General features: G+C 67.6%; 15 protein-coding genes. 14 read left to right on the top strand and 1 reads right to left on the bottom strand.

What is annotated here, in order from left to right; all coding sequences use genetic code 11:
- Nucleotides 1–64: 64 nt before the first annotated feature.
- The 14 genes from QM732_RS23105 (at nucleotide 65) to QM732_RS23040 (ending at nucleotide 17,917) form a co-directional block, all read left to right on the top strand.
- A complete protein-coding gene (locus QM732_RS23105) occupies nucleotides 65–1,819 on the top strand; it encodes an IlvD/Edd family dehydratase (RefSeq protein WP_415658429.1) in 1,755 nt (584 codons plus the stop codon).
- 9 nt (nucleotides 1,820–1,828) lie between these two features.
- Entirely contained in the window at nucleotides 1,829–3,415 is a 1,587-nt protein-coding gene (locus tag QM732_RS23100) for an aldehyde dehydrogenase (NADP(+)) (RefSeq protein WP_415658428.1), read from the top strand.
- A 41-nt stretch (nucleotides 3,416–3,456) separates the two neighbouring features.
- Nucleotides 3,457–5,001 carry an alpha-N-arabinofuranosidase gene (locus QM732_RS23095; RefSeq protein ID WP_415658427.1) on the top strand — a complete coding sequence of 515 codons (1,545 nt, stop codon included), beginning with the start codon at nucleotides 3,457–3,459 and terminating at the stop codon, nucleotides 4,999–5,001.
- Between the two features lie 165 nt (nucleotides 5,002–5,166).
- Nucleotides 5,167–6,531 carry a glycoside hydrolase family 43 protein gene (locus QM732_RS23090; RefSeq protein ID WP_415658426.1) on the top strand — a complete coding sequence of 455 codons (1,365 nt, stop codon included), beginning with the start codon at nucleotides 5,167–5,169 and terminating at the stop codon, nucleotides 6,529–6,531.
- Between the two features lie 5 nt (nucleotides 6,532–6,536).
- Complete coding sequence (locus tag QM732_RS23085) at nucleotides 6,537–8,903, top strand: beta-L-arabinofuranosidase domain-containing protein (RefSeq protein ID WP_415658425.1); 2,367 nt, start codon at nucleotides 6,537–6,539, stop codon at nucleotides 8,901–8,903.
- A gap of 39 nt (nucleotides 8,904–8,942) precedes the next feature.
- Complete coding sequence (locus QM732_RS23080) at nucleotides 8,943–9,899, top strand: ABC transporter substrate-binding protein (RefSeq protein ID WP_415658424.1); 957 nt, start codon at nucleotides 8,943–8,945, stop codon at nucleotides 9,897–9,899.
- A gap of 92 nt (nucleotides 9,900–9,991) precedes the next feature.
- The gene (locus tag QM732_RS23075) at nucleotides 9,992–11,521 is read left to right on the top strand and encodes a sugar ABC transporter ATP-binding protein (protein ID WP_415658423.1); all 1,530 of its coding nucleotides are present in this window, start codon (nucleotides 9,992–9,994) and stop codon (nucleotides 11,519–11,521) included.
- Between the two features lie 17 nt (nucleotides 11,522–11,538).
- Nucleotides 11,539–12,534 (top strand): ABC transporter permease, encoded by a 996-nt coding sequence (locus QM732_RS23070; protein ID WP_415659431.1) that lies wholly within the window; start codon nucleotides 11,539–11,541, stop codon nucleotides 12,532–12,534.
- Complete coding sequence (gene yjfF, locus QM732_RS23065) at nucleotides 12,531–13,547, top strand: galactofuranose ABC transporter, permease protein YjfF (protein WP_415658422.1); 1,017 nt, start codon at nucleotides 12,531–12,533, stop codon at nucleotides 13,545–13,547. Before QM732_RS23070 ends, yjfF begins: the two co-directional genes overlap by 4 nt.
- Entirely contained in the window at nucleotides 13,547–14,503 is a 957-nt protein-coding gene (locus tag QM732_RS23060; protein ID WP_415658421.1) for a glycoside hydrolase family 43 protein, read from the top strand. Before yjfF ends, QM732_RS23060 begins: the two co-directional genes overlap by 1 nt.
- A gap of 429 nt (nucleotides 14,504–14,932) precedes the next feature.
- Nucleotides 14,933–15,235, top strand: a complete 303-nt coding sequence (locus QM732_RS23055; RefSeq protein WP_415658420.1) for a hypothetical protein — start codon at nucleotides 14,933–14,935, stop codon at nucleotides 15,233–15,235.
- Nucleotides 15,236–15,319: 84 nt separating this feature from the next.
- Nucleotides 15,320–15,985 carry a Crp/Fnr family transcriptional regulator gene (locus tag QM732_RS23050; RefSeq protein ID WP_415658419.1) on the top strand — a complete coding sequence of 222 codons (666 nt, stop codon included), beginning with the start codon at nucleotides 15,320–15,322 and terminating at the stop codon, nucleotides 15,983–15,985.
- Between the two features lie 119 nt (nucleotides 15,986–16,104).
- Nucleotides 16,105–16,764 (top strand): peroxiredoxin, encoded by a 660-nt coding sequence (locus tag QM732_RS23045; protein WP_415658418.1) that lies wholly within the window; start codon nucleotides 16,105–16,107, stop codon nucleotides 16,762–16,764.
- Nucleotides 16,765–16,786: 22 nt separating this feature from the next.
- Nucleotides 16,787–17,917 carry an NAD(P)/FAD-dependent oxidoreductase gene (locus tag QM732_RS23040; protein WP_415658417.1) on the top strand — a complete coding sequence of 377 codons (1,131 nt, stop codon included), beginning with the start codon at nucleotides 16,787–16,789 and terminating at the stop codon, nucleotides 17,915–17,917.
- 37 nt (nucleotides 17,918–17,954) lie between these two features.
- Here the strand turns inward: QM732_RS23040 and QM732_RS23035 are convergent, their stop codons facing one another.
- A complete protein-coding gene (locus QM732_RS23035) occupies nucleotides 17,955–18,341 on the bottom strand; it encodes a c-type cytochrome (RefSeq protein WP_415658416.1) in 387 nt (128 codons plus the stop codon).
- Nucleotides 18,342–18,622: the final 281 nt, after the last annotated feature.

The following is an 18,622-nucleotide window of genomic DNA, read 5'->3' as shown; positions in this document are numbered from 1 at the left end:
GGCCCCTAGCATCGTTTTCAGACGGCAGACCTGCGTGCCGCCGGAACGACCCCCGAGACAAGACATGACGACTGACGACAAGAAGAGCAAGGTCAAGCTGCGCTCCGCCGAGTGGTTCGGCACCCAGGACAAGAACGGCTTCATGTACCGCTCCTGGATGAAGAACCAGGGCATCCCCGACCATGAGTTCCAGGGCAAGCCCATCATCGGCATCTGCAACACGTGGAGCGAGCTGACGCCCTGCAACGCCCATTTCCGCAAGCTGGCCGAGCACGTCAAGCGCGGCATCATCGAAGCGGGCGGCTGGCCGGTGGAGTTCCCGGTCTTCTCCAACGGCGAGAGCAACCTGCGCCCCACCGCCATGCTCACGCGCAATCTCGCGAGCATGGACGTCGAGGAAAGCATCCGCGGCAACCCCATGGACGCCGTCGTGCTGCTGGTGGGCTGCGACAAGACCACGCCCGCCCTGCTGATGGGTGCGGCCAGCTGCGACGTGCCGGCCATCGTCGTCACCGGCGGGCCCATGCTCAACGGCAAGCTCAACGGCAAGAACATCGGCTCCGGTACGGCCGTGTGGCAGCTGCACGAGCAGGTCAAGGCTGGCGAGATCAGCATGCACGACTTCATGGCCGCGGAGGCCGGCCATTCGCGTTCGGCGGGCACCTGCAACACCATGGGCACAGCCTCCACCATGGCCTGCATGGCCGAGGCCCTGGGCACCTCGCTGCCGCACAACGCCGCCATCCCCGCCGTCGATGCACGCCGCTACGTGCTGGCACACCTGTCCGGCATGCGCATTGTCGAGATGGTCTGGGAGCAGCTGACGCTGTCCAAGGTGCTGACCAAGGAAGCGTTCGAGAACGCCATCCGCGTCAATGCGGCCATCGGCGGCTCCACCAACGCCGTCATCCACCTCAAAGCCATTGCGGGCCGCATTGGCGTGGATCTGGAGTTGGAGGACTGGACCCGCATCGGCCGCGGCACGCCCACCGTCGTGGACCTGCTGCCTTCGGGCCGCTTCCTGATGGAGGAGTTCTACTACGCCGGCGGCCTGCCCGCCGTCATCCGCCGCCTGGGCGAGGCCGGCCGCCTGCCCAATCCCGAGGCGCTGACCGTCAACGGCAAGAGCCTGTGGGCCAACTGCGTCGACGCGCCCATCTACGACGACGAAGTCATCCGCCAGCTCGACAACCCGCTCATCGAGGACGGCGGCATCTGCATCCTGCGCGGCAACCTGGCGCCGCGCGGCGCCGTGCTCAAGCCCTCGGCAGCCACGCCCGAGCTGATGAAGCACCGAGGCCGCGCCGTCGTGTTCGAGAACTTCGAGGACTACAAGGCCCGCATCAATGACCCGGGCCTGGACGTGGACGCCAGCTCCATCCTCGTCATGAAGAACTGTGGCCCCAAGGGCTACCCCGGCATGGCCGAGGTCGGCAACATGGGCCTGCCGCCCAAGCTGCTGGCTGCCGGCGTGAAGGACATGGTGCGCATCTCCGACGCGCGCATGAGCGGCACGGCCTACGGCACCGTGGTGCTGCACGTGGCGCCCGAGGCGCGTGCCGGCGGGCCGCTGGCCATCGTGCAGGAGGGCGACTTCATCGAGCTGGACTGCGCCGCCGGCCGCCTGCACCTGGATGTGCCGGAGGCCGATCTGCAGCAACGCCTTGCCGCCTGGGCCGCCGCGCAGACCGTGGACCCCCAGGACGCCAGCGGCTATCGCCAGCTCTACGTTCAGCACGTGCTGCAGGCCGACGAGGGCTGCGACTTCGACTTCCTGCGCGGCAAGCGCGGCTCCGCCGTGCCGCGCCATTCGCATTAAGGACGCTTCATGAGCAACACGATCCAGGGCCTGGCCCTCATCAACGGCCAGCCGGTGCGTGGCAATGGCCGGGCCTTCCAGGCCTTCGACCCGAGCAGGAATGAAGCCATTGGCCCGGACTTCAACGCCGTCGACATCGCGCAGGTGGAGCAAGCCTGTGCGCTGGCCGGTGCCGCATTCGACGGTTTCCGTGCGACGAGCGACCACGAGCGTGCCGACTTCCTGGAGCAGATCGCCGCGCAGATCCTGGCGCTGGGTGACGAGCTCATCGTGCGCGCGATGGCCGAGACCGGCCTGCCTCGCGCCCGTCTGGAGGGCGAGCGCGGCCGCACGATGAACCAGCTCAAGCTCTTCGCGGAACTGCTGCGCGAAGGCAGCTGGCAGGACGCCCGCATCGACACCGCCCTGCCCCAGCGCACGCCGCCGCGGCCGGACCTGCGCTTGCGCTACGTGGGTGTCGGCCCCGTGGCCGTGTTCGGTGCCAGCAACTTCCCGCTGGCCTTCTCCGTCGCCGGCGGCGACACCGCCGCGGCACTGGCCGCCGGCTGTCCCGTCGTCGTCAAGGCGCACTCGGCTCATCCGGGCACTTCGGAGCTGGTCGGTCGCGCAGTCGTTGAAGCCGTGAAGGTGTCCAAGCTGCCGGCGGGCGTGTTCGCGCTGCTGACCGGCAGTGGCCACGGCATCGGCGACACCCTGGTGCGCCACCCGGCCATCCAGGCCGTCGGCTTCACCGGCTCGCGCAGCGGCGGCACGGCGCTGATGGCCACGGCCGCGGCCCGGCCGCAGCCGATTCCCGTCTACGCGGAGATGAGCAGCATCAACCCCGTCATCCTGCTGCCCCGTGCGCTGAGCCAACGCGGCGCCGACATCGCGACGGGCTTCGCCGCGTCGCTGACGATGGGCGTGGGCCAGTTCTGCACCAACCCCGGCCTGGTGCTGGGCATCGCCGGAGCCGACTTCGACCGCTTCGCGGCTGCCGCTGCCGAGGCACTCAAGCCCGTGCCCGCCGCGACGATGCTGACCCCTGGCATCGCCAGCGCCTATCAGCGCGGCGAAGACCAGCTCGCGGCCCAGGCGCAGGTCGATGCGCTGGTGCGCGGTCAGTCTGGCGGTTGCCTGGGCGCGCCCAGCCTGTTCAAGACGACCGGCGCGGCCTTCCTGGCCAACCATGCGATGTCTGCGGAGATCTTTGGCCCTGCCTCGCTGCTGGTGGCTTGCAGGGATCTCGCCGAACTGCTGGCCGTCATCGAGGGCCTGGAGGGTCAGCTGACCGCCACGCTGCAGCTGCAGGACGACGACGAGGCGGACCTCGCTGCCGCCCGCACCCTGCTGCCGGCGCTGGAGCGCAAGGTCGGCCGCATCCTGGCCAATGGCTATCCCACCGGCGTCGAGGTCTCGACGGCCATGGTGCACGGCGGCCCCTTCCCGGCCACCAGCGACGGCCGCAGCAGTTCTGTCGGCACGGCGGCCATCCAGCGCTTCCTGCGCCCGGTGTCGTACCAGAACCTGCCGCGTGCGCTGCTGCCTGCAGTGCTGCGGGAACCGAATGAACGCGGCGTCTGGCGGCGCCGCGATGGAGCCCTCACGCGCAACTAAGACGCGTCGGCTCCAACACAACAACCAAGGAGACAAGAGACATGAAGAAGCAACTGGCCGCCATTGCGGCAAGCCTGGCCTGGGCCTTCGGCGCGCAGGCCGCCGACATCAAGCTGGTCGTCAACGCCGACCAGCCCGGCCCCGTCATCCACCGCAACATCTACGGCCAGTTCGCCGAACACCTGGGTACCGGTATCTACGAGGGCATGTGGGTAGGCCCCGAGAGCAAGATCCCCAATGTGCGTGGCTGGCGCAAGGACGTCGTCGCGGCGCTGAAGGAACTCAAGGTGCCGCTGGTGCGCTGGCCGGGCGGTTGCTTCGCCGACGAGTACCACTGGCGCGATGGCATTGGCCCGCGCAACAAGCGCCCGATCAAGGTCAACACGCACTGGGGTGGCGTGCCCGAGAACAATGCTGTCGGCACGCACGAGTTCTTCGACCTCGTCGAGCAGCTGGGCGCCGAGGCCTATGTGAACGCCAACATGGGTACGGGCTCGCCGCAGGAAGCAGCCGAGTGGCTGGAATACATGACCGGCGAGGGCAATGCCACCATCGTCGAGCAGCGTCGCAAGAATGGCCGCGACAAGCCCTTCCGCGTGCACTACTACGCGCTGGGCAACGAGACCTGGGGTTGCGGCGGCAACATGCGGCCGGAGTACTACGCCGACATGTACCGGCACTGGGCCACCTTCCTGAAGACGCCCGAGCACAACCGGCCCAAGTTCATCGCCAGCGGCGGCAACGACCAGGACACCACCTGGACCGAGGTGCTGAGCAAGAACATCCGCCACAACTTCGACGCCATTGCCCACCACGCCTACACATTCCCCAGCGGCAAGTGGGAGGGCAAGGGCTCGGCTGCGGGCTTCCCCGAGGCCGAGTGGATTTCCATGCTGTCCCAGGTCAAGAAGATCGACGACGTGCTGGCCAGGAGCACCGTCATCCTCGACAGGAACGACCCGAAGAAGAAGCTGGCCATCTACTTCGACGAGTGGGGCAGCTGGTACGACCCCGAGCCCGGCAGCAACCCGGGCTTCCTGGTCCAGCGCAACACGCTGCGCGATGCGCTGCTCGCCGCCCTGCACTTCAACGTCTTCCACAGCCATGCAGACCGCGTGAAGATGAGCAACGTCGCGCAGATGGTCAACGTGCTGCAGGCCATGATCCTCACCAGCAAGGACAAGCTGGTGCTGACGCCGACCTACCACGCGTTCTCCCTCTACACGCCCTTCCAGGACGCCACTTCGCTGCCGGTCACCCTCGAGAACAACCCGGTCTACAAGGTCGGCGCGACCGAGATGCCGGGCCTCAGCGCCACCGCGGCGCGCGGCAAGGACGGCAAGCTCTACGTGGGTCTCGTGAACTCCGACGCCACCCAGGCCGCCGCGCTGACGTTGCAGGTGGGCGCCAATACGCCCAAGGCCGCCAAAGGCAGGCTGCTGACGGCCGGCGCGATGGACGCGCAGAACGAGCTCGGCAAGCCGGCCCAGGTCGTACCCCAGGCCTATGAGGTCCAGGCGGCCGACGGCAAGCTCACGCTGAAGCTGCCGGCGAAGTCCATCGTCGTCGTTGCCATCGAGGGCTGAGCCATGGGCATCGCCAATCGACGCGAGTTCATCGCGGGCGGAGCTGCGCTCGCCCTCACCGCCTGCGGCGGTGGCGGTGGCAGCTCAGCCCCGTCGCCAGCACCCACCCCTGCTCCCGCGCCGGCCCCATCGCCGGCGCCTGCACCCGCACCTTCGCAGTCCCCGGTGAGCTTCACCAACGCCTCCGTGCACGACCCCTCGGTCATCCGCGCCGACGGTCAGTTCTATGTCTTCGGCTCCCACCTCGCCGCAGCGAGGACGCCCGACCTGATGAACTGGACCAAGCTGGCCGATGGCGTCAACAACACCAACCCGCTGTTCGGCAACAAGGTCACCACCGAGTTGGCCGAAACGCTGGCCTGGGCCGAGTCCAGCACGCTGTGGGCGCCCGACGTTGCCAAGCTGGCCGACGGCAAGTTCTACATGTACTACTGCGCCTGCAAGGGCGACTCGCCGCGCTCCGCACTGGGCATCGCAGTGGCCGACAAGGTCGACGGCCCCTATGTCAACAAGAAGCTGCTGCTGAAGTCCGGCCAGTGGGGGCTGCCCAGCGAGGACGGCAGCGTCTACGACGCCACCAAGCATCCCAACGTCGTCGACCCCGCGGTCTTCGCCGACGCGACGGGCAGGCTGTGGATGGTCTATGGCTCCTACTCGGGGGGCATCTTCGTCATGCAGCTCGATGCCGTGACGGGCTTGCCGCTGGCCGGCCAGGGCTACGGCAAGCACCTGATGGGCGGCAACCACGCTCGCATCGAGGGCGCCTACGTCCTCTACAGCCCCCAGAGCCAGTACTACTACCTGTTCGTTTCGTTCGGCGGCCTGGACGCGGCGGGCGGCTACAACGTGCGCGTGGCCCGCTCGCGCAACCCTGACGGTCCCTTCGTGGACGGTGCCGGCACCGACATGGCCAGCGTCAAGGGCGCTGCCGGCACCCTGTTCGACGACGCCAGCATCACGCCCCACGGCATGAAGCTGATGGGTGGCTACCAGTTCGCGCTGGCCACCGGTGAGACCGGCACGGCGCTGGGCTATGTGTCGCCGGGTCACAACTCGGCCTATCACGACGCGGCGACGGGCCAGTACTTCATCGTCTTCCACACCCGCTTCCCCAACACCGGCGAGGTTCACGAGTTGCGCGTGCACGAGATGCACCTCAACGAGGAAGGCTGGCCGGTCATCGCGCCGTTGCGTTATGCGCCGCTGAGCTTGGCCACGCCGGCACAGACGGCCGACGTCAGCGCGGCCCAGGCGGCCGGCAGCTACAAGCTCGTCAACCACGGCAAGGACATCACGGCCACGAGCAAGCCCTCCATCGCCGTCACGCTGAACGCCGATGGCACGCTCGGGGGCGGCATGACGGGCACGTGGGCGCACAAGGGCGCCAACAAACTCAGCGTTGTGAGCGGTGGCGTGACCTATGCGGGCGTACTGTCGCGGCAGTGGAACACCAACGCCAATGCCTTCGTCGTGAGCTTCAGTGCGCTGTCGTCGAGCGGCGTGTCGCTGTGGGCCGTCAGGACGGGCTGACATTGATGAAACGCCTGCTCGCCTGCCTGACCCTCGCGCTGTGCGCTCACGGCGTGGACGCAGCGACGCAGGCCTTCCCGCTGGACCGAGTGCGGCTGCTTGGCGGGCCTTTCCTCGAGGCCCAGGCCACCGACCTGCGCTATCTGCTGGCGCTGGACCCCGAGCGCTTGCTCGCTCCTTTCCGTCGCGAGGCAGGCCTGCCGGTGCCGACGCCCAGCTATGGCAACTGGGAATCCAGCGGCCTGGACGGCCACATGGGAGGCCACTATGTCTCGGCGCTCGCGCTGATGTGGGCCTCCACTGGCGATCCCGAGGTCAGACAGCGGCTGGATGACTTCGTTGCCGAACTCAAGCGCTGCCAGGAGGCGCTTGGCACCGGCTACATCGGCGGCATACCTGACGGTGCAAGGGCCTGGAGCCAGGTCGCCAAGGGCGAGCTCAAGGTCGACAGCTTCTCCGTCAACGGCCGCTGGGTGCCCTGGTACAACGTCCACAAGATGTTCGCCGGACTGCGCGACGCCTGGGTCTACGCCGGCAACGCCGATGCCAAGGCCATGCTGGTGCGCATGAGTGACTGGGCGTTGCGGCTGACCACGCCGCTGACCGACGCGCAGATGCAGGACATGCTGCGCGCCGAGCACGGCGGCATGAACGAGGTCCTGGCCGACGTGTCCGAGATGACCGGTGACCTGCGCTACCTGGCGCTGGCGCGGCGCTTCTCGCACCAGGCCATCCTGCAGCCGCTGGCCGCGGGCCAGGACCGGCTGAGCGGCCTGCACGCCAACACGCAGATCCCCAAGGTCATCGGCTTCGCGCGCATCGCGCAACTGGGTGGCGAGGACGAGGGCCGCCGCGCCGCGGAGTTCTTCTGGCGCACGGTGGTGGAGCGGCGCACGGTCGCCATCGGCGGCAACAGTGTCAAGGAGCACTTCCATCCAGCCGACGATTTCCGGCCGATGCTCAACGAGGTGGAAGGCCCGGAGACCTGCAACAGCTACAACATGCTCAAGCTGACGGCGCTGCTGCAGCGCGAGCAGCCGGCCCAGGGGCGCTACGCCGATTTCTACGAGCGCACGCTCTACAACCATATCCTTGCGTCGCAGCATCCCGGCGAGGGCGGGTTCGTCTATTTCACGCCGATGCGGCCGCAGCACTACCGCGTCTATTCCAAGGTGGACGAGGGCATGTGGTGCTGCGTGGGATCGGGGCTGGAGAGCCATGCCCGCCACGGCGAGTTCATCTATGCGCACGACGGGGACTCGCTCTACGTCAACCTTTTCATCGCTTCCAGGCTGGACTGGCGCGAGCGCGGCATCCATCTCACGCAGAGCACCCGCTTTCCCGACGAGTCGAGCACGCGGCTGACGGTGCACGACGCGGGCGATTTCGCACTGATGATCCGCTACCCCGGCTGGGTCGCGCCCGGTGCCCTGAAGGTCAGGCTCAACGGCAAGGCCGTCAAGGTGACGGCGAAGCCGGGCGGCCATGTCGAACTGCGCCGGGCCTGGAAGGCGGGCGACCAGATCGATGTCGAGCTGCCCATGCGCACGACGCTGGAGCCCATGCCCGGCCTGAAGAACTACGTGGCCGTGCTGCACGGCCCCATCGTGCTGGCTGCCAAGACGCCGCAGGCTGGAGAGCAGCTGAACTTCAGGGCCGACGGCTCGCGCATGGGCCATATCGCGCACGGCGCGGTCTGTCCGCAGGATGCGGCTCCGGTGTTTGTCAGCCCGAACCTGAACGAGGCCGACTTCATCCGCCGTTTCAAGCCCGTGCCTGGCCAGCCGCTGACCTTCACCGCGCCCGACCTCATCCAGGGGCGCAAGGACGCGGAGCGCCTGCAGCTGATGCCGTTCTTCCGCCTGCACGATTCGCGCTACATGGTCTATTGGGCACGCAGCACGCCTGCCCAGCAGAGTCTTTTGCGGGCCGAACTCGCCAAGGCCGAGGCCGACCGCCTTGCACTGGACGCGCAGACCATAGACCAGGTCGCCCCCGGCGAGCAACAGCCTGAGTCCGACCATGGCTTCAAGGGCGAAGGTGCCGAGAACGGCATCGCGCCGGCCGGCCGCTGGCGCCATGCCAGGCAGTGGTTCAGCTATGACTTGAGCGACCCCAAGGCCGAGGCCCGCACGCTGCGCCTGAGCTTCGCCAAGGGCGACGCCGGCCGCCGCTTCGACCTCATCGTCAACGGCCAGCTCGTCGCCGAAATAGTCCTGGACCGCCCCGACGCGCAGGAAGAGATCTACACGCGCGAGTTCGCGCTGCCGCCGGATCTTGTGCGAGCCGCTGGCGGCCGGCTCAACCTGAAATTCGTTGCCAGGCCAGGCAGCATTGCGGGCGGGCTCTACGGCCTGCGACTGCTGCGCTAGGCCGTTCACCCGTTCAGCCCCACCCACGGAGACCCCCGAATGATCAAGCTCATCGCCCGCCGCACGCTGCTCGCCGCAGCCCTGGCCCTGCCCGCCTTCTGCGCCCTGGCCGCACCGCTGACCATGGGCTTCTCCCAGGTAGGCGCCGAGAGCGAGTGGCGCACCGCAAACTCTGCCTCCATCAAGGCCGCGGCCAAGGAAGCCGGCATCACGCTGAAGTTCGCCGACGCGCAGCAGAAGCAGGAAAACCAGGTCAAGGCCATCCGCAGCTACATCGCGCAGAAGGTCGACGTCATCGCCTTCTCGCCCGTCGTGGAAAGCGGCTGGGACACGGTGCTGAAGGAAGCCCAGAAGGCCGGCATCCCCGTCATCCTGACCGATCGCGCCGTCAAGGTCAGCGACCCGTCTCTGTATGTGACCTTCATCGGCTCCGACTTCGTTGAGGAAGGTCGCAAGGCCGCGCGCTGGCTGCTGGAGCGCGCCGCGAAGACGCCGGGCGCCGCTTTGAACATCGTCGAGCTGCAGGGCACCGTGGGCTCCGCCCCGGCCATCGATCGCAAGAAGGGCTTCGAGGAAGTCATCAAATCCAACCCCAAGCTGCAGATCATCCGCTCGCAGTCCGGCGAGTTCACGCGCGCCAAGGGCAAGGAAGTGATGGAGTCCTTCCTGAAGCAGCGCGACAAGAAGATCGACGTGCTCTACGCGCACAACGACGACATGGCCATCGGTGCCATCCAGGCGATCGAGGAAGCCGGCCTGAAGCCGGGCCAGGACATCGTCATCATCTCCATCGACGGCGTGCGCGGTGCCTTCGAGGCGATGAAGGCCGGCAAGCTCAACGTCACCGTGGAATGCAACCCGTTGCTGGGGCCGCAGCTGATGCAGCTGGCCAAGGACGTCGTCGCCAAGAAGCCGGTGGAGAAGCGCATCACCGTCAACGAGGGCGTGTTCCCGGCCGAAGTGGCGGCGAAGGAGCTGCCGAACCGGAAGTATTGAGGCAGGGCCGAGGGCGGGACCCGGACCTGCGTCCCGTCCGACACCTGCCGAAGGGCTCGGCGCCCGCGGGCGCTGAAGGCTGAACGAACGCTATGAACGTCGATAAAACCGCGCCGGTGCTGGCGCTCTCCGGCATCCACAAAGGCTTCCCTGGCGTCAAGGCGCTCAGTGACGTCAGCCTGCGTCTGTTCCCGGGCGAGGTCCATGCGCTGATGGGCCAGAACGGCGCCGGCAAGTCCACGCTCATCAAGGTGCTGACGGGCCTGTACCAGCCCGATGCCGGCACCATCACGCTGGACAGCCGTGCCATCGCGCCCAAGCGCACCGAGGACGCGCAGGAGCTGGGCATCCGCACCGTCTATCAAGAGGTCAACCTCTGCACCAACCTGAGCGTGGCGGAGAACATCTGCGCCGGGCGCTTCCCGCGCAAATGGGGGCGTATCGACTGGGCCGCCGTCAACGCCGAAGCCAGGCGCGTGCTCGCGCAGATGGACCTGGACATCGACGTCACCGCACCGTTGTCGCGCTACTCGCTGTCCATCCAGCAGATGGTTGCCATTGCTCGTGCGCTGCGCATCTCGGCGCGCGTGCTCATCCTCGACGAGCCCACGTCCAGCCTCGATGACGCGGCCGTTCAGCGTCTGTTCACGGTGCTGCGCCGCCTGCGCGACCAGGGCCTGGCCATCCTGTTCGTCACCCACTTCCTGGACCAGACCTACGCGCTGGCGGACCGCATCACGGTCATGCGCAACGGCGAGACCGAGGGCGAATACCTCGCTTGCGATCTTGGCCGCCTGGCGCTGGTCAACAAGATGGTGGGTGCGCCGCCGGACCAGCAGCCCACCCGCCTGGATAGCCGCGCTTCGCATACCGGCGCTGCGGTGCTGAAGGCCGAGGGGCTGACCCGGCACGGTGCGCTGCACCCGCTGGACCTCGAGCTCAGGCGCGGCGAGGTGCTGGGTCTGGCCGGCCTGCTGGGTTCCGGCCGCACCGAGGCCGCGCGCCTGCTGTTCGGTGCCGACCCGGCCGATGGCGGACACGTCGCGACGCCAGGCCGCCGTGGCCGCTGGCATTCGCCGCGCGAGGCCATCGCCGCGGGGGTGGCCTTCTGCTCGGAAGATCGCAAGCACGAGGGTGCCATCCTTGACCTCTCGGTGCGTGACAACATCCTGCTGGCGCTGCAGGCCAGGGCGGGCCTGCGTCTCGTCATGAACCTCGAGCAGCAGCAGGCGCTGGCCGACGAGTACATCCAGCGCCTGGGCATCAAGACCGCCAGCGCCGACACGCCCATCGGCCAGCTCAGCGGCGGCAACCAGCAGAAGGCCTTGCTGGCGCGTTGGCTGGCCACTGAACCGGCCGTGCTCATCCTTGACGAGCCCACGCGCGGCATCGACGTGCGCGCCAAGGAGGACCTGATGGACGCCGTGCGTGCGCTGGCCCACAAGGACGACGGCGAGGGCATGTCCATCCTCTTCATCTCCTCCGAACTGCCCGAGGTCCTGCACTGCAGCGACCGTGTTCTCGTGCTGCGCGACCGCCGCGCCGCTGGCGTCTATCGCCGCGGAGAGCTGGACGAACGCAGCGTGCTCGAAGTGATCGCCGCGGAGCCGGCCGCGGCATGAATTCCACCCATCTCACCATGCCAACACCAAGCGCCCCGTCTGCGGTCTCGCGGGCCTGGAAACACCCGCTCGCGCGCCCCCTCGCGGCGCTGGCCCTGCTGCTGGCCGTCGCGGCCATGTTCGTGCCTGGCTTCCTGCACCTGGAGATCAAGGACGGCCACCTCTACGGCAGCCTCGTCGACATCCTGCACCGCGCGGCACCACTGATGCTGGCCGCCTTGGGCATGACCCTCGTCATCGCCACGCGCGGCATCGACGTGTCAGTGGGCGCCATCGTGGCCATCTCCGGCACCGTGGCCTGCGCCCTCGTTGGCACGCACGGCGTGGCGGTCGCCTTCGCGGCGGCGCTGGGCGCGGCGCTGCTGTGCGGCCTGTGGAACGGGCTGCTCGTGTCGGCGCTGGGCCTGCAGCCCATCATCGCGACGCTGATCCTGATGGTGGCCGGCCGCGGTCTCGCACAGCTGTTGACCGACGGTCAGATCCTCACCGTGTACGAACCCGCCAGCTTCTTCTGGCTGGGCGGTGGCTACCTGCTGGGCTTGCCGGTGTCGCTGTTCGTTGTCGCCACCGTGGGGGGCCTCACCGCACTCCTGATGAAGCGCACGGCGCTGGGCCTGTTCATCCAGACGGTGGGCATCAACCCCGTCGCCGCGCGCCTGGCCGGCGTGCGCACGGCGGCCATCGTCTTTTTCGTCTACGTCTATTGCAGTTTCGGTGCGGGCCTGGCGGGGCTGATGATCTCGTCCAACATCAAGAGCGCCGACGCCAACAACGCCGGCCTGCTGCTGGAGCTTGACGCCATCCTCGCCGTCACGCTGGGCGGCGGTCAACTCAGCGGAGGCAAGTTCAGCCTGGCCGGCAGCCTCATCGGCGCCCTCATCATCCAGACGCTGACGTCCACCATCTACGCCCTCGGCGTGCCGCCGCAGGTGACCATGGTCGTCAAGGCCGTCGTCGTGTTCGCTGTCTGCATCTCGCAGTCGTCGTTCTGGTCGACACGGAGGTCTGCATGAAAGCGTTGCACGCGGGAAGGCCTGTCGGGGCCGCGTTGCGCGCGGCGATGGCCGCTCCCTCCTTCACCACCTGGGTCAGCGTCGTGCTGATGGCGCTGCTCTTCGCCGTCGGCGCTGGCAGCTACACGGGCTTCGGCTCCACGCAGGTGGTGCTCAACCTGCTCATCGACAACGCCTTCCTGCTCGTCATCGCTGTGGGCATGAGCTTCGTCATCCTGTCCGGCGGCATCGACCTGTCGGTGGGTTCGGTACTGGCGCTGACCACCATGGTCGCAGCCTGGCTGCTTCATGTGGCGCACTGGCCGGCGGAGGCCGTCATCGTCGCGGTGCTGCTGGGCGGCGCCGCCTTCGGCGCCCTGCAGGGCCTGGTCATCCACGTCTTCAAGCTGCAGGCTTTCATCGTCACGCTGGCCGGCATGTTCCTGGCACGCGGCCTGTGCTTCCTGATCAGCGTGGACAGCATCACCATTGACGCGCCGCTGTTCGTCACGCTGTCGCAGACGCAGATCCCATTGCCCGATGCTCTTGGCGATGCCTTCCTGTCTCCCGGCGCGGTCATCGCACTGTGTGTGCTGGCAGTCGGCCTGTGGGTTGCGCACTGCACCGCCTTCGGCCGTACCGTCTATGCACTGGGGGGCAATGAGGCGTCCGCGCTGATGATGGGCCTGCCCGTCGGCCGCACAAAGATCGCCGTCTATGGCTTGAGCGGTTTCTGCGCGTCGCTGGCCGGCCTGCTGTTTGCGTTTTACATGCTCAGCGGCTACGGCCAGCATGCGCAGGGCGTGGAGCTGGACGCGATCGCGGCGGTGGTCATCGGCGGCACCGTCCTGACGGGAGGCTATGGCTACGTGGCTGGCGCACTGTCGGGCGTGCTGGTTCTGGGCCTGATCCAGACGCTGATCGCCTTTGACGGCACCCTCAGTTCCTGGTGGACCAAGATCGTCATCGGCGCGCTGCTGTTCGTGTTCTGCGCCGTGCAGCGCCTGCTCTCTTTGAAGAAAGCCAAAGCCTGATGTTGAAGAAGACCGCCGTGGCAGCTGCGCTGCTGCTGAGCCTGGGGGCCGCCCAGGCCACCAACCCGTTGTTCGCGCCGCTCTACACCGCGGACCCGGCGGTGCTGGTGGATGGCGGCCGCGTCTACCTCTTCACCGGCCGCGACGAGGCCCTGCCCGACGGCAAGGACTACGTCATGCACGAGTGGCGCGTCTTCTCGACGTGCGACATGGTGAACTGGAAGGACGAGGGAGTGCCCGTCAAGGCGAAGGACTTCGCCTGGGCCAAGGGCCGAGCCTGGGCTTCAGACATCGTCAAACGCCACGGCAGGTATTGGTTCTACTCGACCGTCGAGCATGCGACGGTGCCGGGCTTCGCGGTCGGTGTGGCCGTGTCGGATTCGCCGACCGGCCCCTTCGTCGATGCGCGCGGCTCCGCGCTCGTCACCAACGACATGACCAAGCAGACCGACATCGCCTGGGACGACATCGACCCTGGCGTGTTCGTCGACGACGATGGCCAGGCCTATCTCTACTGGGGCAACACGGTGTTGAAGTACGCGAAGTTGAAGGCCAGCATGACCGAACTGGACGGTCCCATCACGGCCGTGCCGGTGGCGAACTTCGTCGAGGCACCCTACCTGCACAAGCGCAAGGGAACGTACTACCTCAGCTACTCGCAGCACTGGCCCGAAGAGACGGCCTACATGACCGGGCCGTCACCCACGGGGCCGTGGACGCCGCAGGGCGTCGTCATGGAGCGAAACCTGAAGACCAAGACCATCCATCAGGCCTTCTTCGAGTTCAACGGCAAGAGCTACGTGGCGTATCACAACGCCGAGTTGCCGGGCGGCGGGGAGCACCGGCGGTCGGTGGCGGTCGAAGAGTTCTCGTACCGGGCGGACGGGACGATCCCGTTCATCCATCAGACGAAGGCAGGGCCGAAGGCGAATCCTTCGGCGGCTTGCAAGCCGTGATCGTTTGAAAGCGCCCTGGAACGGGCCTTCCGACTTGCTACCGGACTGAAACGACGGAACTGCCGGCGGGGTGCTAGTTCATCGCCCCAAGCCGGTTGCGCTGGGCTTCGGGCGGCCAGGCTGCTGGTGAACCGAGGGAGCGTCTCCAACGGGTTCTCGCTGGTATTCACGCATATGCGCCAAATGCCAAATGCCGCTGCCGCAAGGTCGTCCATGGCGCATGGCAGCCAAAGAAGGGCGATGTCCGCATCTCGCCAGATGTCGTGCAAGGACATGCATCTCGAATGCATTTCTGGCGATCGACATCCTTGGTATTTCCGCATTCATTGGCCAAAAGCGAACAGAGCGGCCGCTTTCACGCCAGCGAGGCGTTGGCGCCGTTCAACGCAGCCTTGCTGCAACGCGGACTCCCGATTCGACAATCCGGCGATGCTCCATCTCACCTTCGACCTCACCGACAGCTCCGACGGCATCCTCACGCTTGAAGCCATGGCTTCCACACGCGAGGTCGAGCATGCGGCCGCAATGGCCGAGGTGGCAAAGGTATTGGGCTGGGCGCAGGCCGAGTTCGGCGACCGGCAGGGGCCGGTGGAGGATGGCAACGCTTGGGACCATGAGCTGCTCGTGCAGCACGAGGCAGGCGGCTGGGTGACGGTAACGCTGACCTTCAGCGCGTCTGCCGAGTTTGCCGAGGCACTTCAGGCAGCATTTGGTGAGCCCGGCGAGGACTGAAGCCGGCGCCTGGACCCGCCAGCCCCTCAACTTCAGCGACGCGCCAGAATCCGCCGCAGCTCCCCCACCCGACCGAGCCCGCCCATGATCGACGCCGACACCCGCACCCGCCTGCTGCACCAGTACCCCGTGCTGGGCGAAACCTCCCGCGACACGCTGGATGTGTTGATGGCCAGTGCCACCTACATGCAGGTGCCTGCCGGCTCGATGATGTTCGACGAGAACCAGCCCTGCATGGGTTTTGCGCTGCTGCTGTCGGGCACGGCGCGCGTCGTCAAGGCGGCACCCAATGGCCGCGAGCTGCACCTCTACGACGTGACGCCCGGCGAGGCCTGCATCCTCACCAGCAGCTGCCTGCTGGGCAAGTCCACGTACCAGGCGCGCTGCACGGTGCTGACGCCGGCCGAGCTGGTGGTGCTGCCGCCGGCCAGCTTCCGGTTGCTGTTCACGGCCAGCGAGTCGTTTCGCGAGCATGTGTTCAGCCGCTATTCCGAGCGCATCTCGGACCTGCTGCAGCTCGTCTCCGCCGTTGCCTTCCAGAAGCTGGACCAGCGCCTGGCCCACTGGCTGGTGCAACGGCCCAGCCCCGTGCGCGTGACGCACCAGGCGCTGGCCGACGACCTCGGCAGCCTGCGCGAGATCGTCAGCCGCGTGCTGAAGAACTTCGCCGATCAGGGCTGGGTGGCGCTGGGCCGCGAGCAGATCGAGGTGCTGGATGCGCCCGCCCTAACCCGACTGTCAGCGGCATAGGCCGCCCCGATGCGGCGAGCTACGGGTTTGCACCAAGAAGCGTCGGTAACCTTCATCACAGACGGCGCTGCTGGCGTTGCAGACACTGGGGCCATCAACCACCCCATGGAGCCTGCAACATGTCCCTGCGCATCAATGACACTGCCCCCAACTTCACGGCCCTGACGACGCAAGGCGTCATCGACTTCCACACCTGGATCGGTGACAGCTGGGCCATCCTGTTCTCGCACCCCAAGGATTTCACGCCCGTCTGCACGACCGAGCTGGGCTACATGGCCCGCATCGAGCCCGAGTTCACGAAGCGCAACGCCAAGCTCATCGGCCTGTCGGTGGACCCCATCGACGCCCACGGCCGCTGGGTCGCCGACATCGAGGAGACCCAGGGCGCCACGGTGAAGTACCCCATGATCGGCGATACCGAGCTGGCCGTCGCCAAGCTCTACAACATGCTGCCCGCCGATGAGGCTGGCACGTCAGAGGGCCGCACGGCCGCCACCAACGCCACGGTGCGCTCGGTCTTCATCGTGGGCCCCGACAAGAAGGTCAAGCTGATGCTGACCTACCCGATGACGACGGGCCGCAACTTCGACGAGATCCTGCGCGTGCTGGACAGCATGCAGCTGACCGCCAAGCACAAGGTCGCCACGCCGGTGAACTGGAAGCAGGGCGATGACGTCATCATCGCCGGCTCGGTGTCGGACGAGGACGCCAAGACGCTGTTCCCGCAGGGCTGGAAGGCACCCAAGCCCTATCTGCGCATCACCAAGCAACCTGGCTGACGCCCAGGGCAAGGAAAACGCCATGGCCACCCGCATCACCATCCTGGGCGCCGGCTTCGCCGGCCTGGAGTTGAGCACGCAGCTTTCTGAGGCGCTGGGCGATGCCGTGCAGGTGACGCTCATCGACAAGGGCGACGCCTTCGTCTTCGGTTTCTCCAAGCTGGACGTCATGTTCGGCCATGCCGAGGCATCCGCCGTGCGCCTGCCCTATGCCCGCTTTGCCAAGCCCGGCGTGCGGCTGCTACGCGAGACGGTCACCGCCATCGACCCCGTGACGCGCCGCGTGACGACCGACGTCGGCGTGCATGAGGCCGACCATCTCGTCGTAGCCATGGGTGCCGACTACGACATCGCCGCGACTCCTGGCCTGGCGGACGAGCACGAGTTCTACTCCGTGCCGGGTGCAACGAGGCTGCGTGACGTGCTGCCTGCGTTCAGGCGCGGCCACGCTCTGGTAGGCGTGTGCGGTGCGCCGTACAAATGCCCGCCCGCACCTAGCGAATGCGTGCTGATGCTGCATGACTACCTGACCCGAGCCGGCGTGCGTGGCGAATGCGACATCAGCCTTGTGCTGCCGCTTTCCAGTCCCGTGCCACCGTCGCCGGAGACATCGCGCGCGTTGATCGCGGCGTTCGAGGAGCGTGGCATCCGCTTCCTGCCCAACCGCCGCATCGCCGAAGTGGATGCGGCTCGCCGCGTCGCGACGCTGGACGACGGCAGCGAGATGGCCTACGACCTGTTCCTGGGCGTGCCGCGACATCGAGCGCCGGCGGTCGTGGAGGCGGCGGGCTTGGTCGAGAACGGCTGGGTGACGGTGGACCCGCGCACGCTGCAGACCCGGTTCCCGGGCGTCTATGCCTGCGGCGACATCGCCAACACCGGCACGCCCAAGGCGGGCGTGTTCGCGGAAGGGGCTGCCGGTGCCGTCGCGAGCGCGCTCATCGCGCAGATCCGCGGCGAGGGCGAGGGGCAGCTGTACGGCGGACGGGGCACCTGCTACATCGAGTTCGGGGCTGGTCGCATCGGGCGCGTGGAGGTGGACTTCTTCTCGGGCCCAAAGCCGACGGGCACCTACTACGAGCCAAGCATGGAGCTGCGGGCGGACAAGCAGCACTTCGGCTCCAGCCGCCGGGCGAGATGGTTCGGGTTCTGATGCGCCGAGCCCGAGCGCCCCGCCGGGCGCTCCTGCCTCACTTCGCCGCGTCGAGCTTCAGGATCCACTCGACCAGCTGGTGGGCATCGGCCTCCTTGATGGCGACTTCGTTGGGCGGCATGGCCAGGCCGCTGGCCTTGCCTTTCCAGTGGCTGTTGTACGGATTGGAGCCCGCCATCACGGTGCGCGTCAGCTGGTCTGCCGCGCCGGGCGTGCCGCGATACCGGGTGGCTACGTCGCGCCATGCCGGGCCGATCGGCGCGAGGCCATCAGGCCCCTTTGCCCCGGGCTCGATGTGGTGGCAGGTCATGCAGCCGCTGCCGCTGGCCAGCCTGAGCATGGCGGCGTCGTCGGCCGCTGGCGCCCCCCATGCCGGCAAGGCGGCGACCGTGATGGCGATCAGTGAAATGGTGCGTGGTGTCATGGCGTCCCTCCTTGGACGAAGCCGAGTTCGACCACAGGCTATGGAGGCCCTTCTGAACCGACTTTGACGAGCGTCAAGTGCACCGGCGGAATTGCCAGGGTGGAACAGGCGCGCGTCATGGCCGCGACGCGAGCGCTCCGGCGTGGAGCAGTGCCGGTCACCCTGGTTGTCACGGTTCGGTACAGCGCTTGCGAGCCCGTGCGCGTTGGCAAGCCTGCCGGCCGCGAAGCCGGCTTGTGCGACAGGCAAGTCCCGACGGCTTGCCGGAGGGCGCGGTGCTA

Origin of the sequence: Roseateles sp. (assembly GCF_047654805.1) — a bacterium.
Lineage (GTDB): Bacteria > Pseudomonadota > Gammaproteobacteria > Burkholderiales > Burkholderiaceae_C > Pelomonas.
Note: the sequence above shows the minus strand (reverse complement) of the source record. Positions and strands in the feature narration are given on the sequence as shown.

Coding starts and splice junctions, on each gene's coding strand:
- QM732_RS23105 (WP_415658429.1), top strand. CDS start 65: ATGACGACTGACGACAAGAAGAGCAAGGTCAAGCTGCGCTCCGCCGAG.
- QM732_RS23100 (WP_415658428.1), top strand. CDS start 1,829: ATGAGCAACACGATCCAGGGCCTGGCCCTCATCAACGGCCAGCCGGTG.
- QM732_RS23095 (WP_415658427.1), top strand. CDS start 3,457: ATGAAGAAGCAACTGGCCGCCATTGCGGCAAGCCTGGCCTGGGCCTTC.
- QM732_RS23085 (WP_415658425.1), top strand. CDS start 6,537: ATGAAACGCCTGCTCGCCTGCCTGACCCTCGCGCTGTGCGCTCACGGC.
- QM732_RS23080 (WP_415658424.1), top strand. CDS start 8,943: ATGATCAAGCTCATCGCCCGCCGCACGCTGCTCGCCGCAGCCCTGGCC.
- QM732_RS23075 (WP_415658423.1), top strand. CDS start 9,992: ATGAACGTCGATAAAACCGCGCCGGTGCTGGCGCTCTCCGGCATCCAC.
- QM732_RS23070 (WP_415659431.1), top strand. CDS start 11,539: ATGCCAACACCAAGCGCCCCGTCTGCGGTCTCGCGGGCCTGGAAACAC.
- yjfF (WP_415658422.1), top strand. CDS start 12,531: ATGAAAGCGTTGCACGCGGGAAGGCCTGTCGGGGCCGCGTTGCGCGCG.
- QM732_RS23060 (WP_415658421.1), top strand. CDS start 13,547: ATGTTGAAGAAGACCGCCGTGGCAGCTGCGCTGCTGCTGAGCCTGGGG.
- QM732_RS23055 (WP_415658420.1), top strand. CDS start 14,933: ATGCTCCATCTCACCTTCGACCTCACCGACAGCTCCGACGGCATCCTC.
- QM732_RS23050 (WP_415658419.1), top strand. CDS start 15,320: ATGATCGACGCCGACACCCGCACCCGCCTGCTGCACCAGTACCCCGTG.
- QM732_RS23045 (WP_415658418.1), top strand. CDS start 16,105: ATGTCCCTGCGCATCAATGACACTGCCCCCAACTTCACGGCCCTGACG.
- QM732_RS23040 (WP_415658417.1), top strand. CDS start 16,787: ATGGCCACCCGCATCACCATCCTGGGCGCCGGCTTCGCCGGCCTGGAG.
- QM732_RS23035 (WP_415658416.1), bottom strand. CDS start 18,341: ATGACACCACGCACCATTTCACTGATCGCCATCACGGTCGCCGCCTTG.